Consider the following 14,065-nt stretch of genomic DNA (forward strand, 5'->3'; position numbering starts at 1 on the left):
AAAACATCACTCCCACTGTTATTAACGCCAGCCACTTCTCAGTAATGATCCAAACTACTATTTTCAAAAACCTCACTAATTGATTTTCTATTGATAATACAGCAGTATAAATACTCTAATTGATAGAGAGCGGCTTAAGAGTATGACGGTAAATTTCGCTAGCAAAATTCTCGGTACTCGGCCCTACCCAGCTAAGCCAGATCTTAATGCCGACCTAAAGAAATTTGAAAGCGACCGAGGCCGAATAATCAACAGCGCTGCAGTTAGGCGCTTGCAGCAAAAGACCCAAGTATTTCCCTTAGAGCGCAACGCCGCAGTGCGTAGCCGCCTTACCCACTCTTTTGAAGTACAGCAGGTGGGGCGCTATATTTCTCAGCTTATTTGTGAAGCCTTAGTTGATGAACAAAACAGCTACCAACTTAAAGGGCTAGAACGCCAGTTAGAAAGCATTGTTGAAATGTCCTGTTTAATGCACGACATTGGCAACCCGCCCTTTGGTCACTTTGGTGAAGAAGCCTTAATCGATTGGTTAAGTAAAAACCTCAATAGCCTTTACCAAAGCTGCCAAGCAACTGAGTTAGGCGAAACCCAGAACGAAAAGCCCATACAAACTCTGCCAGAAGCGATTCACCGAGATCTAATCAGCTTCGAGGGCAACGCCCAAGGCATTCGGCTTATTCACTCCTTATTAAAGCTAAACCTCACCTACTCGCAAGCCTCTGGCATACTCAAATACACCCGCTGCGGAACTGAAGCCAAGCCAGATAAAAGCGCCCCGTTTAGTTACTTAAAAAAGAAGGTGGGTTATTACCTTAGCGAGCAAAGTTATGTTGAGGAACTTCGCAACAGCCTAGACATAGACCAATACTGTCGCTCGCCGTTCTCTTACATTATGGAAGCGGCCGATGATGTGTCTTATGGCATCGCCGATTTAGAAGACGCCATAGAAAAAGGCGTGCTGAGCATTAAAGAACTAAAGCACGCCCTATTAGCCACCTTTGTCAAGCTAAGCAGTGAACATGGCTGCTGCAAACCAAAAGAAATGGAAACCATTCTCGACTTTGCTCACCAAAGCAAAAAACAACAGCTAAGTGATGAAGAAAGAGACTCGATGTTTTTTGTTTACCTACGCGTAGCAGTAAACCAACGCTTGCCCGAACATGCCAAAAATCAGTTTGTAGAAAACTCAGAAGCGGTTTATCAAGGCAACTTAAACCGCGCGCTTATCGAAGATGGCAGCGTAAACCACCTAATTGTAGAAACCTTTAAAAGCGTCGCGCTAGAGCGTTGCTTTTGCCACCCAGAGGTAGAAGCCCGCGAACTACAAGGCTACCAAATTATCTCTGGCTTAATGGCCTGCTACCAACCACTACTAGCGCTAAGCCAAGGCCAATTTGAATACTTAGTCGATAACACCAAGCCCAAAGCAAAAATCTCTGCTTACATAAAGCGCCTATTCAAAAAGCTGCCAGCTAAGCATTTGGCGGCCTATCAAAAGGCTATGGGCGAAGCACCAGTAAGTGATGCGTTTGGCAACGAACAATGTCGCGAGTTTTACTACCGCACGAGGCTGATTATTGACTACATCAGCGGCATGACCGACCAATATGCCTACGATGAATTTAGAGCGTTCAATGTGATAAGTGATTTTTAATAAGGAAGTTAAAGGGAGTAGGTATTTAAAGTTACTCAGCTCCCTTTTTTATAATCATCCAAACCAAACGTTAGCAATTATCATTTTATCATCAGTTTCCACATTTACTCGTTCAGGTTTCCAATCTTTAGTAATTACATCTCCTGTTTTATATAACCTTAAAGGGTGACCAATTAACTCCCTAATTGATTTTGGGCTATACCCATTTAAGGTACTAATCATCTCAGCAAGATTTGTTTCGACATTTTTAGTTCCATAATCCGAATAAAGTACAAAGCCAAGCGAACCTAAAAAACCAGTATTAAGCTTAATCCATCCTTCTTCGGTTATCTCATAGGCATTAACTATACCAGTAGGAACTCCGCATAACTGAATCACTTTATGAGAGCGTTTCTCCATACTCAAAATGTGGTGCTCTCCAATAGCCTTTTCGAGTAGGTTTCTATCCTCATAAAGTGTTGTAACTATAGAGCTTTCATCACATTGAATTGACCCATCAAGTTTACAGACCCATACACCACTCATGTTTACTCCATTTTTTTTGTAAATAAATCGAAATTCCAGCCTAATTTTTAAACGTGAACGGAATTACACCCAAAAAACTTTAGTGATAACATTCAAGCTAACATCTATTTTTACACTCGCGCCTAGTCGCTTCTGTTGCAGCAATACACGCAGCCAATGCCACTCCCCCAGTGTTAGCCGTGCACCAAGCTAAAGCTGTTGCTGCTGCAACATCACAGGCAGCCTTACAGAGGTCTTTTAGAGGGTTCCAACTCAGCTCCATTGGAGTATTTTCATCGAATACAGGTACAGAATCTGAGCCGATTATTTTGTCACCTTTCTTCAAAGCTCCTGAATCAACTAATGCATCAGTAATTCTATTTTGCTCATCAGTAGATATTGAATCCCACTGCCCTTTGTTAACTTTTATATCTGACATTACAATAACCCCACTTAATTAAATAAAATAAAAACATCGTAACCAAATACCAACTAAATTCCATTCAAGTCGACTAACACCGAAAAACTATAAATCATTCAGAAGGAATTCAAAAAAACAAAAGCAAAAACCAAACCAAAACATCTAAAGCCATGATTTTAAAAAAGACCAATGAAAATATAAACAAAGTATCAATGAGAAATGTAAAGGCACTTGACTAGTAATATGTAACTAGATAGAGAAATAAATTAAAACTCAAAGTAAAAACCTGCCTTCTTAGAAGGCGGCTTTAGCTCTCAGCTTCTTCAAAGAGCAGGACGAGAGCGTGAATGCTCACTTTATGAACGACTGGGCTTCTAATTGATCGATTTTCCAAATTAGTACTGTTAGCTTGGACGTTTTTCGCGCTAAAATAGAGTGCTAATTGAGCGCCGAACGTTCAAAAAATATTCGCAACTTCACCCTTCTTAAATGGGGCAACTCCAGACTGTTAGCTCATCATTCGCTACGAATGCACTGCATACTATGGTCTATCTTGTCTTGATACCTACCATAACGCCGAATTATTTCCTCATTTACACTTACGTATCGACAAAGTAGCCCCTTGCCCAAATTGATTACCTCAACGCTTCTTTCGAATATGGGCAAACTTATTAAACAATCGAATTGCAGACCGACCTTTTCGGTTACCCATTAACGTTGCAATCGAAAATTTTGGTGAGGCGATAACAACAAAATGAAAGTAGTCAGACTGAATATTTAACTAAAGCACCTTACAATCCTTCATGTTGCAAAGTATATAGATAGATTTGTACAACTATTTTCAATGTTGTCCTTAATAACTTTAAACCTGTCTTTGAATTCCAAACGATATGGTATTTTCTTACCCAGTAAACGTGTGATGAACTTCTATAATCACTATGCTAATTGTTACCTCTTACTTGTGGTGAAGTAAAAGTCTTACTTCTAACATGGGCATGTTTCAGGCAACAACCTATAGGAACAATCACCACCGCCAAAAGCAGTGGTTTAGGTATGACAATATAATCAAACAATCAGCCTCTATTAAATAACGATAGCTTAGCCATAAGCTCCATTTGCGTACTCACATTCATTTTGCGATATATATTTTGACAATGAGTCCTTACGGTGTTCAATTTAATATCCATCAACGCAACAATATCAGCCATCGACTTTCTTTCATACATCAACTTCAACAGTTCAACTTCCCGAAGAGTAAAATCATACTCTTGAGCCAAAGCAGCCCAATTCAAACTAGGTGTTGACATCATAGTTATTAAACAAAACCTTCTATCTAAGGCTAAGTCAAAATACTCGCTCTTTATAGGTGAAGCCGTAATAAATATAGCTTCATCACCATCCAAAAATATGTAACCGCCTACATTAACATCCTCAATAAATGGGGTACAGCATCTTTCGATCAATGCAAGTAGTTTAGAGTTTAGATAAGGTAGATTAAGCCTAAGAAATCTAGGATCGTGAATAAAATTACTATTTAGAACAATTAAATTATTAGCCAATTTATTAATACTAATAATAAAACCATTAATATCACATACAACAACACCACTAGCTGAACTCTCCGAAATAGCATCTAAAAATCTGACTTTATCATTATAAAATATCAATTCTGTATAAATTTTTGCAGCCCTTATAAGGTGCGGAGTAATAACCTCCAGCAACTGAACATCTTCATGCTTATATGACTCTTCATCTGCCCCTCTATTCAACGCAACATACCCATCATGAGTCCCATCTCTAACAACTATAGCTCCTAAGCAATGATAAGATTTCATTGGAACAAAGATATCTTTATAGATACTCAGATGTTCTATTTCACTTATCGGAATTACTTCAGAATAATTAGTCACTTCCCCTTCAATTATTAACTGAGAATAGCGATGCCAGGGATCTTCACTAAATCGGTTTTGGTATGTTTCGATAAGGCTAGAGTCATAAGAAAAGTTAGTAACCATCTCATATTTGACCATTTGATTCTTGGTTGCGTTCCACAGGATAAAGAATGCTTTATTTGAGTTGGTAACCACACGAATCTTCTCAAGCAATTTATTCCAATCACCTGACATCGCACAATCGTAGATATCACCAATCAACTCCAATATTTCATGCGATAGAGTATTAATCATTTTTTCTACATTGTTATCAATAAGTAAATTTAATTATTAAGCAGAGGGGGATTAAATCAAGTTTCGTGTAGTTAACGAGCGCCAAAGAAATTTAAAAAAGACAAAAAAGCGAAGCATCACTGCTTCGCTTTCTATCATAAAACACTGAAAAGGTTTTAATTTTTACTCTTGGTAGGCTTCCATTGGAAGGCAAGCACAGAATAGATTTCTATCCCCATAAACATCATCAATGCGATTTACTGTAGGCCAGAATTTGTTTTGCTTAACTGCGTCACATGGGAACACGGCTAGCTCGCGGCTGTAGTTGTGGGTCCAATGGGCGTCGGTTAAGTCGTCTAGAGTGTGCGGGGCAAACACGAGCGGGTTGTCTTGCAAGGTCCACTCGCCGGTTTCAACTTTGGCTATCTCAGCGCGTATCGATAGCATCGCATCAATGAAGCGGTCCATTTCGGCTAGCGATTCCGACTCGGTAGGCTCTACCATTAAGGTGCCCGCTACCGGGAAGCTCATGGTTGGCGCGTGGAACCCGTAGTCGTTTAAGCGCTTGGCGACGTCCATTTCGGTAATGCCGGTGGCCTCTTTAAGTGGGCGCATATCAATAATACATTCGTGCGCAACGCGGCCGTTTTGTCCGCTATATAAAATAGGGAAGCCTTGGCTTAAACGGCTGGCAAGGTAGTTGGCGTTTAGAATGGCTATTTCTGATGATTGGCGCAGCCCTTGGTTACCCAACATGGCAACGTACATCCAACTAATAGGCAAAATAGACGCGCTGCCATAAGGCGCAGCCGATACCGCGGCATTGGCGTGGCTAGCTTTACCGTTACTTACTACGCTGTGGCCTGCCACAAACGGTGCCAAATGGGCTTTAACACCAATTGGCCCCATACCTGGGCCACCGCCACCGTGTGGAATAGCAAAGGTTTTGTGTAGGTTTAAGTGACTTACGTCGGAGCCAATAAAGCCCGGTGAAGTAATGCCTACTTGGGCGTTCATGTTGGCGCCGTCCATGTACACTTGGCCGCCGTTGTCATGAACAATGTCGCAAATCTCTTTAATGGTTTCTTCGTATACGCCGTGAGTACTTGGGTAGGTAATCATCACACAAGACAACTGCTCGGCTAGTTCTTCGGCTTTGCTGCGCATGTCGTCCATGTCTACGTTGCCCTCTTTATCACAGGCCACTACCACTACTTTTAAGTTAGCCATTTGTGCAGAAGCTGGGTTAGTACCGTGCGCCGAGCTAGGAATTAAACAAATGTTGCGGTGATGGTCGCCGCGGCTAGCATGGTATTTTTGAATAGCTAACAGGCCTGCGTATTCACCTTGCGCGCCCGAGTTTGGCTGCATACAAATTGAATCGTAACCGGTAATATTTACTAGCCAGTCTTCTAGCTGGCTAATCATGGCGTGGTAACCCTGCGCTTGGTCACTTGGGCAGAAGGGGTGCATGCTTGAAAACTCTGGCCAAGTTACTGGGATCATCTCGGCGGTGGCATTCAGCTTCATGGTGCACGAGCCTAGCGAGATCATCGAGTGGTTTAGCGCTAAGTCTTTACCTTCTAGTTTGCGAATGTAACGCAGTACATCGGTTTCGCTGCGGTAGCGGTTAAATACTTCGTGCTCCAAAATTGGCGTATCACGTAGTAGCGTTTCCGGAATGCAGGTTTCGCCTTTCACAATGTCATCTAAACGCGCGGCATCTAAGCCATGATCTTCGCCTAGCAATACGGTGAATAAGTCATTTACGTCGCTTGCTGTGGTGGTTTCATCTAGGCTTAGCGCTACGCCACCGTCGAAATCCATACGCAAGTTAATACCTAATGCTTCGCTGCGTGCTTTAATCGCGTCTTTATCGCTTACTTTGATGCTTAGAGTATCAAAGTATTGCGCGTGTTCTGGACTTAGGCCTTTGGCCTCTAGGCCGTGAGCAAGAATAGCGGTTAAGCGGTGAATACGCTGGGCAATAGTGCGCAGGCCGTCTGGGCCATGAAATACTGCATAAAACGAAGCCATGTTGGCTAGCAATACTTGGGCAGTACAAATGTTTGAATTAGCTTTTTCGCGGCGAATATGTTGCTCGCGGGTTTGCAGTGCCATGCGCAAGGCAGGCTTGCCGCGCCTGTCTTTAGATACACCAATAATACGACCCGGTAGCGAGCGTTTGTAAGCATCACGGGTTGCAAAAAATGCCGCATGTGGCCCGCCGTAACCCATTGGCACACCAAAGCGTTGGGCACAGCCTAGTACTACGTCGGCGCCCATGGCACCTGGCGATTTAAGCATCACCAAAGCCATAATATCGGCCGCTACAGCCACAATGCCTTTGTTGCTATGCACTTGTTCAATAAGCTCGCTTAAATCGCGCACTCGGCCGGTAGTGCCGGGGTATTGCAGCAGCGCGCCAAACACATTGTGCTCAACCACGCTTTCGGCTGGGCCTACTTCAACGTCGAAACCGAAGAAATCGGCACGCTCTTTTACCACGTCGATGGTTTGTGGGTGAACGTCGTCGGCAATAAAGTACAGGTTACATTTTTTATTTTTCGACACACGCTTAGCAAGCGCCATGGCCTCGGCTGCTGCAGTAGCTTCATCCAATAACGAAGCACTGGCTAGCTCTAAGCCAGTTAAATCTAGGGTTAACTGTTGGAAGTTAAGCAGTGCTTCTAAGCGGCCTTGGGCGATCTCTGGCTGGTAAGGCGTGTAGGCGGTGTACCAACCTGGGTTTTCAAATACATTACGTAAAATAACGTGCGGTACATGGGTATTGTGGTAGCCCATACCAATGTAGCTACGGTAAACCTTGTTTTGCTTAGCTAGCTTACGTAATGCAGCAAGCGCTTGTTGCTCGGTAAGGCTATCGCCAATACTTAGGTCTTGGTTTAAACGAATTTGCTGAGGCACCGTTTGCTCAATAAGTTGCTCTACAGAGCTTAAGCCAAGCTGTTTAAGCATGGTGTTAACTTCGGCTTGATCGGGGCCAATATGGCGGCGAATAAAGTCTTGGTTTTGCTCTAGTTCGGTTAACGGCAAAGACGGGTTCATTAAACTATTCCTGTATTACTGAAACAAAATGCGTTGCGTTTAGTCGGGTTTATTATTGTGTTACGGATAAAAAAAGCGCCCCGACTAGCGGAGCGCATTTTTGATCAAAGCTTATTCATCTTCTTCGATAGTGGCGGCGTAATCTTCGGCCGAGAGTAAGTTCTCTAGCTCGCTTTCGTCGCTCACTTTAACTTTAAACATCCAACCGTCGCCGTAAGCATCGCTATTTACTTGCTCGGGTGAATCTTCTAGCTCTTCGTTAATCTCTACTACTTCACCACTTAGTGGCGCGTAGATGTCTGAGGCAGCTTTAACCGACTCCGCTACTGCGCAGTCATCGCCTGCGTCAATCTCGTCGCCTACGTCTGGTAAGTCTACAAATACCATGTCGCCTAGTAGCTCTTGCGCGTGCTCACTAATGCCAACGGTGTATACGCCATCGCCTTCTGAACGTACCCACTCGTGAGTACTGGCATAACGCAATTCGGCAGGGATATTAGCCATAATTCCTTTCCTCTATAAGTTCTTACTTAAGGTTTTAATTTAAAGTTAAATCTACAAACAAAATTCGATTATTGGGGCTTACACTTTGGCGCCATTACGCACAAATACAGGTTTTACTACTTTCACTTTAACCTGTTTTTTGCGCATTTCCACTAAGGCTTCTTCTACGTCGCAATTGGCGATACGAGCCAAGGCAATACTTTGACCCAAAGTAGGAGAAAAAGTGCCACTGGTGACAACGCCAGGTAAGGCTTCACCATATTCATTCACAACGGTAACCGCTTGGCCTGCACGCATTACGCCTTTGGTTTCCATGACTAAACCGACTAGCTTGTCGGTGCCTTCGGCTTTTTGAGCTTCTAAGGCTTGGCGGCCAAAAAAGTCGCGCTCTTGCGGCTCCCATGCAATGGTCCAGCCCATGTTTGCCGCTAGCGGTGATACGCTCTCGTCCATGTCTTGACCATATAAATTCATACCAGCTTCTAAACGCAAGGTATCGCGCGCGCCTAAGCCACAAGGTTGCACACCTTGTGCTTCTAGGGCTTTCCAAAGTGCTACCGCTTTATCTTGAGGAACCACAATTTCGTAGCCTTGCTCGCCGGTATAACCAGTGGTCGCAATAAATAAGTCGCCAGCTTGTACACCAAAGAATGGCTTCATGCCTTCTATCGCGAGGTTTTGGTCGTTGTCTAATACTGCAGAAGTCAGCTTTTTAGCCTGTGGGCCTTGTACCGCTATCATCGCTAGCTCTGGTCGCTCAATAATACTTACTGCGAAATCGCTGGCTTGTTGGTTGATCCACGCTAGATCTTTTTCACGCGTAGCCGAGTTCACCACTAAGCGGTAATCGGTTTCGCTAAAGTAATAGGTAATAAGGTCGTCAATCACGCCGCCTTCATGGTTTAACATGCCGCCGTAAAGCGCTTTACCTTTAACGGTAAGCTTGGCTACGTCGTTAGCTAATAGTTTTCGAAGGAAGGCTTGGGCTTGCTCGCCCTGCACATCAACAATGGTCATGTGGGATACATCAAACATGCCGGCGGCTTGGCGAACAGCGTGGTGCTCTTCGATTTGTGAGCCGTAGTTAATCGGCATTTCCCAGCCGTGAAAATCCACTAACTTTGCGCCTGCGTCGAGGTGCGCTTGATGAAGTACCGTTTGCTGTGTCATGTGCTGATCCCTTTATTATGAGGACGCGAAGGATAAACTCCCCCTGCCAATGCTGAACAATTATAGCGAGATGTGCGCAACAAGAAAGCACCAATCACAAGCTGAGCTAATCTATAAGCTGCACAATTTACTTACATCCCTTCAACAGCGTGGTGACAAGCTTTAGCTGAAAACGCCCAAAAACAGCAAAAAACACCAACAAACCAAGCCAATCCTTAGTTATTCACTAATTATTGCTAGCCTGCGCAAACATAACCACAATTTAAAAGGCTGACTCAAAACCACCAATCATTAGTTAAACTAATCCACAAGAAAAAACTTAATAAAAATAAATCACCTGTTTGGGCGCATCCAGTTAGCCATTTTGTGGATGTAAATCCCTCCAATAACGAATCAGTTATTTCGCTTAGCTTAGTACAAGCTAGCTTTACGACACGAAGAGCCTAGCCAAATATAGACACAGCCCGAATTAAGTATTTACTGCTCTCCAAAGTAGTAAACGTTAGCGTTGTAAGCACTAAATAATAGCAATTCAAAGCAATAAATAGATATTAAAGAAAACTCAGCTGGTTATTCATGAAAGCCAAGCTTTTATGTGACATCTGTAATAACTAAAAATAACCACCAAAAAAACATCAGCTTTTACTGATTAAGATCAATAATAATAAACATATTTATCATCTAACCTGTAAGTGAATGAATTATGAAGGGATCTCAAATGAATTCACTTAATGAGTTAAAAGGTAAGCTACGATTAATATTCAAATCACCTAACTTAAACATTTCCTTAAAATACAATCTTGCAAAAAATGAAGGACCTTTTTTTAGCGAGTTCACACGATCATTTTATAAAGAAGTAACAAGACGACATCCTAAAATGCCAATATTTGGCCGAATGACCCGTGGAGTAGCGGTTTGTACGTTGGGTGCCGACTACGATTCATATTTTAAGTCTCTAGAAAGTTCAGCTCGAAGAAACGTAAGAAAAGCGTTGCGCATGGGTTATGTATTCGAACCTATCATTTACAATGACTACCTTGATGAGATTTACGAAATCCGCTGCTCGACTAGCGTTCGCCAAGGGGCAATGGACGCAGAAATGTTGAATAACAAGCCAAAGCCTAACACTGATAAAAAATCTAAGAGTGGCACCCATAACTATCCATACTTTGGAGTATTTGATAGCAACAGAAAACTAGTCGCTTATGCGGGCTGTATAGTCGCCGGAGAACTTCTTGAGCTTTCACATTTTTTTGGGCACAAAGATTACCAAAAAGATGGAATCGTCCCCTTACTTATTACCGAGATTGCCAGAAAAAGCATTGAGGGCTACTCAGGTGTTAAATACTTCGTTTACGGTTCATATGTAAACTCTTCTGAAACATTAGCTCGATTCAAAAAGAAACTGATGTTTAAGCCTTACCATGTGCATTGGAAATTACACTGATGAAGCAGTTTGTTTATTCACTCGACTTTAATGAAGTTGTTCCTTGTGAAAAGAAAGATCATTCTTCTAAAAGCGAGATGGTGATTATTGATAGTTTCACCTCATTTATTAGAAATATAAGCATGCTGAGTGACCATTTTGGCTCAGGAAGAGCACTCTTAAAGCTTCTGTTAAAAATCTCGTTGAAGAGAAGTTCAATGTATTGCTCTGGAACTAAGAAAACACTTTATAGCCACGGATTCATTACTTATGGCCGCTGCAAGCATTACCCAGTAGAACTCTCCGACGCAGTTATTGGTCCTGTGTTTACTAACAAAAACATGCGTGGACAAGGGCTAGCAACCCGAGCTCTAGTTTTTGCAACGCAACACATACAAGCTAGGAACAAATCTAAAAGGATTATTATCGATACTAGTGAAGACAACTATGGGATGCAGATAGCAATAAAAAGAGCAGGATTCAATGGACCGATAATGGAGTTTCAACGTGACGAATGTTAAGCAGCAGTAGCTAAATTTCGAGTCTGACAGAAAAATAGTTACGCGTTGGCGCATCTATGCGCTGATGCTCCCGCAGAGTGTTCATCAATGAGTACAACAACTCATGTCCTCATCGGGAACCACCATCAATAAGCTTAACAACTAAAAGCGCTGAGACTGTCTCTGAGTGTCAGCGCTAAAACTTAGGCTTTTAAACTAGCTCGCTTCGGTAAATCACCTTCTAAACCCAAGGCACGGCGCATCGCTTGTTGCTTGAGCGGTTCGGCCTTATCCACCAAACTCATGCCTACTCCACGCAGTAACTTAAGTGCTGGGTTGGCGTTGCCAAATAAGCGTTTAAAAAACTCCATTGAGGCGATCATTTGGCTGGCTTCGCTTTTACGCCAGCGCTCAAAGTGGCGTAAATTGGCGTAGTCGTTAATGCTCTTGCCTGCTTGTTGCATTGCAATTAGCTCTTGCGCTAGCGCGGCAGCATCCATTAAACCAAGGTTTACACCTTGCCCAGCTAAGGGGTGAATGGTGTGGGCGGCATCGCCAATTAATGCAAAACCTTTACCGGCAAAATCGCGCGCGTAACGCATCCGCAGCGGGAAGCCGGCGCACTCGCCTACTCGTTCACACAAACCTAAGCGATTATCAAAAGCCATGGTAAGTTGCTTATTAAACTCAGCCTCGCTCATGGCTTGCAGCTCTGCCGCTCTGTCGGGGGAAACCGACCAAACAATCGAACAGGTATTGGCATCACTTAATGGGAGAAAAGCTAAGGGGCCTTCTGGGGTAAATATTTGGCGGGCACAATCTTGGTGTGGTTCCGCAGTTTTAATGGTGGCCACAATGGCAGTGTGCTGGTAATCCCAATAGGTGAGAGGAATATCTAGTTGTTGGCGCAACCAAGAGTTTGCGCCATCTGCCGCCACCAGCAATTTAGAGCTTAAGCCTTGGCCATTGGCAAAACTTAACCATGATTCACTATCGCCGCGGTGTAATTTATCTACCGCCTGCTCAATAATAGTAACATTGCTTTGCTGGCTAACTTGTTGCCATAAAGCGTGGCGAATAATGTCGTTTTCTACAATGTGACCAATGTTTGGCACCATCATCTTTTCTGCTTGAAAACGAATTTTAGCAAAGCTGTCGAGCTCCCAAACTTGCATGTCGTTATAAGGTGCAACTCGCTGCTCTACTATGCTTTGCCATACTCCTAGCGATTGTAAAAACTGTTGAGAAGACAAACTAAGTGCACTCACTCGCAAGCTGTATTCACTCAGTTCTCGCGGCTGTGAGGGTTTGGGTTCAACTATGGCAATACGCAATGGGCTGTCGGCCAGTGCGCTGGCTAAGGCCAAACCTACCATTCCACCACCAATAATTGTTAAATCAACCGCTTGCATTTGCCTGTCCTAGTGCTTGTTAAGAGAGATATAAACCTAAGCTTTGTTTCGCTAGTAGCGATTTAAAGCGAGGTGAAAGTTGCATAGCCATAAGGCCAAGGTTACGTGGAACCACCGAAGTTTTGTCGTTGCTGGCAAACAAACTAGCCAGCGTAGATGTCATAGAGATAGTGCGGGCATTATCTTGCTCACGCGCTTGTTGGTATGCATCTAATAGCCTGTGCGCGCCTAGATCTCCACCGCAGCTCCACTGCTGCTGAATTAGTTCCGTCAGAGCTGCCACGTCGCGCAGCCCTAAATTAAAGCCCTGTCCGGCAATAGGATGCAGCGCATGGGCGGCATTGCCTAACACCAATAAACGGTGGCTAAATAAGCGTGGGTAGTGGCGCAGCACCAGTGGGTAAGCAACACGTTTGCCAACTCCAATAAAGCGCCCAGCACGGTAACCAAAAGCGCGCTGTAGCTCCGCTAAAAACTCGCTTTCACTAGCCGCTTGTAAGCGCTGAGCATCCTCGCCAGTAAGTGACCAAACTACCGACCAACGATTGTCGGTCATGGGTAATAGCGCTAATGGTCCATCTTCGGTAAAGCGTTCAAAGGCGCGACCAGCAAGATCTTGCTCGGCTTGCACATTGGCAATAAGGGCAAACTTGCCAAAGTCATGTTGCTGTTGATTGCCTATTTGTTTACCTACTAAAGACTCGGCACCATCTGCGCCAACTAACAAGCTGGCGCTAATGGTTTGCTGCTTATCTAGCTCTATAAGTACTTGCTCAGACTGCTGCTCAATCTTGTTTACCTTGTTGGGACAAAACAGCTGCACCTGCTGGCGTTGGCTAAGTAGTGTGTGAAACTCTCGACCGGCGTGTTCTAGCTCTATCACTTGCCCTAGAGCATCAAGCTGATACTCCTGAGCATCTAAGGTGGTATAGCCGCAATGGCCACGATCTGAAACATGAATAAGCTCTATGGCGCAGGTATGTGGTGCTAAGTATTGCCACAAATTTTGCTGTTTAAGCCACTGCTCTGATCCAGCCGATAAAGCAATAGCGCGACCATCAAAGCCTGGGTGTTGGCCAAAATTTAGCTCGGCGGCCTCGATAACCGCAATGCGTAATGGCTGCTCAGTGCGGCCATTACTTAAGGCCAAGGCGAGGCTTGCGCCTGCCATGCCCGCACCCACAATGGCAATATCAAAGTGCTGATACTGCTCTTGGTCTTGGATTTGAGCCTTGCTCAT

11 protein-coding genes and 1 pseudogene are annotated in these 14,065 nt (G+C 43.8%); 3 read left to right on the top strand and 9 right to left on the bottom strand.

The annotated features are described in order from the left end of the window. Positions 1-142 precede the first annotated feature (142 nt). Positions 143-1,654, top strand: coding sequence for a dGTPase (gene dgt / locus OV592_RS17330; RefSeq protein WP_406609465.1), 1,512 nt, complete (start codon positions 143-145; stop codon positions 1,652-1,654). Positions 1,655-1,708: 54 nt separating this feature from the next. Here the strand turns inward: dgt and OV592_RS17335 are convergent, their stop codons facing one another. The 7 genes and pseudogenes from OV592_RS17335 to gcvT form a co-directional block, all read right to left on the bottom strand. Beyond that, positions 1,709-2,179, bottom strand: coding sequence for a hypothetical protein (locus tag OV592_RS17335; protein ID WP_406609466.1), 471 nt, complete (start codon positions 2,177-2,179; stop codon positions 1,709-1,711). 97 nt (positions 2,180-2,276) lie between these two features. Then, complete coding sequence (locus tag OV592_RS17340) at positions 2,277-2,597, bottom strand: hypothetical protein (protein WP_406609467.1); 321 nt, start codon at positions 2,595-2,597, stop codon at positions 2,277-2,279. Positions 2,598-3,095: 498 nt separating this feature from the next. After that, positions 3,096-3,469: pseudogene (gene tnpA / locus OV592_RS17345) on the bottom strand (IS200/IS605 family transposase). Between the two features lie 183 nt (positions 3,470-3,652). Beyond that, positions 3,653-4,765: a helix-turn-helix transcriptional regulator gene (locus OV592_RS17350; protein ID WP_406609468.1), complete on the bottom strand. Its 1,113-nt coding sequence runs from the start codon at positions 4,763-4,765 to the stop codon at positions 3,653-3,655. 162 nt (positions 4,766-4,927) lie between these two features. Continuing rightward, the gene (gcvP, locus tag OV592_RS17355) at positions 4,928-7,813 is read right to left on the bottom strand and encodes an aminomethyl-transferring glycine dehydrogenase (RefSeq protein WP_406609469.1); all 2,886 of its coding nucleotides are present in this window, start codon (positions 7,811-7,813) and stop codon (positions 4,928-4,930) included. Positions 7,814-7,924: 111 nt separating this feature from the next. Then, positions 7,925-8,317 carry a glycine cleavage system protein GcvH gene (gene gcvH / locus OV592_RS17360; protein ID WP_406609470.1) on the bottom strand — a complete coding sequence of 131 codons (393 nt, stop codon included), beginning with the start codon at positions 8,315-8,317 and terminating at the stop codon, positions 7,925-7,927. A gap of 78 nt (positions 8,318-8,395) precedes the next feature. Next, a complete protein-coding gene (gcvT, locus tag OV592_RS17365) occupies positions 8,396-9,487 on the bottom strand; it encodes a glycine cleavage system aminomethyltransferase GcvT (RefSeq protein WP_406609471.1) in 1,092 nt (363 codons plus the stop codon). 718 nt (positions 9,488-10,205) lie between these two features. On the opposite strand from gcvT, the gene OV592_RS17370 reads away from it, so the two are divergent. Continuing rightward, positions 10,206-10,934: a hypothetical protein gene (locus tag OV592_RS17370; RefSeq protein ID WP_406609472.1), complete on the top strand. Its 729-nt coding sequence runs from the start codon at positions 10,206-10,208 to the stop codon at positions 10,932-10,934. Beyond that, the gene (locus OV592_RS17375; protein WP_406609473.1) at positions 10,934-11,434 is read left to right on the top strand and encodes a GNAT family N-acetyltransferase; all 501 of its coding nucleotides are present in this window, start codon (positions 10,934-10,936) and stop codon (positions 11,432-11,434) included. The genes OV592_RS17370 and OV592_RS17375 overlap by 1 nt, the downstream gene beginning before the upstream one ends. Before the next feature lie 182 nt (positions 11,435-11,616). On the opposite strand, the gene OV592_RS17380 is transcribed toward OV592_RS17375, so the two are convergent. Together OV592_RS17380 and ubiH are read right to left on the bottom strand one after the other, a co-directional pair. Further along, positions 11,617-12,825: an FAD-dependent monooxygenase gene (locus OV592_RS17380; protein ID WP_406609474.1), complete on the bottom strand. Its 1,209-nt coding sequence runs from the start codon at positions 12,823-12,825 to the stop codon at positions 11,617-11,619. A 19-nt stretch (positions 12,826-12,844) separates the two neighbouring features. Beyond that, positions 12,845-14,065, bottom strand: a complete 1,221-nt coding sequence (gene ubiH / locus OV592_RS17385; protein ID WP_406609475.1) for a 2-octaprenyl-6-methoxyphenyl hydroxylase — start codon at positions 14,063-14,065, stop codon at positions 12,845-12,847.

Source organism: Agarivorans sp. JK6, from assembly GCF_045277145.1.
GTDB classification, from domain to species: Bacteria; Pseudomonadota; Gammaproteobacteria; order Enterobacterales; family Celerinatantimonadaceae; genus Agarivorans; species Agarivorans albus.

Bases quoted from the DNA above. Each gene is read 5' to 3' on its own strand.
- dgt (WP_406609465.1), top strand. From the start codon at position 143: ATGACGGTAAATTTCGCTAGCAAAATTCTCGGTACTCGGCCCTACCCA.
- OV592_RS17335 (WP_406609466.1), bottom strand. From the start codon at position 2,179: ATGAGTGGTGTATGGGTCTGTAAACTTGATGGGTCAATTCAATGTGAT.
- OV592_RS17340 (WP_406609467.1), bottom strand. From the start codon at position 2,597: ATGTCAGATATAAAAGTTAACAAAGGGCAGTGGGATTCAATATCTACT.
- OV592_RS17350 (WP_406609468.1), bottom strand. From the start codon at position 4,765: ATGATTAATACTCTATCGCATGAAATATTGGAGTTGATTGGTGATATC.
- gcvP (WP_406609469.1), bottom strand. From the start codon at position 7,813: ATGAACCCGTCTTTGCCGTTAACCGAACTAGAGCAAAACCAAGACTTT.
- gcvH (WP_406609470.1), bottom strand. From the start codon at position 8,317: ATGGCTAATATCCCTGCCGAATTGCGTTATGCCAGTACTCACGAGTGG.
- gcvT (WP_406609471.1), bottom strand. From the start codon at position 9,487: ATGACACAGCAAACGGTACTTCATCAAGCGCACCTCGACGCAGGCGCA.
- OV592_RS17370 (WP_406609472.1), top strand. From the start codon at position 10,206: ATGAATTCACTTAATGAGTTAAAAGGTAAGCTACGATTAATATTCAAA.
- OV592_RS17375 (WP_406609473.1), top strand. From the start codon at position 10,934: ATGAAGCAGTTTGTTTATTCACTCGACTTTAATGAAGTTGTTCCTTGT.
- OV592_RS17380 (WP_406609474.1), bottom strand. From the start codon at position 12,825: ATGCAAGCGGTTGATTTAACAATTATTGGTGGTGGAATGGTAGGTTTG.
- ubiH (WP_406609475.1), bottom strand. From the start codon at position 14,065: ATGAGCAAGGCTCAAATCCAAGACCAAGAGCAGTATCAGCACTTTGAT.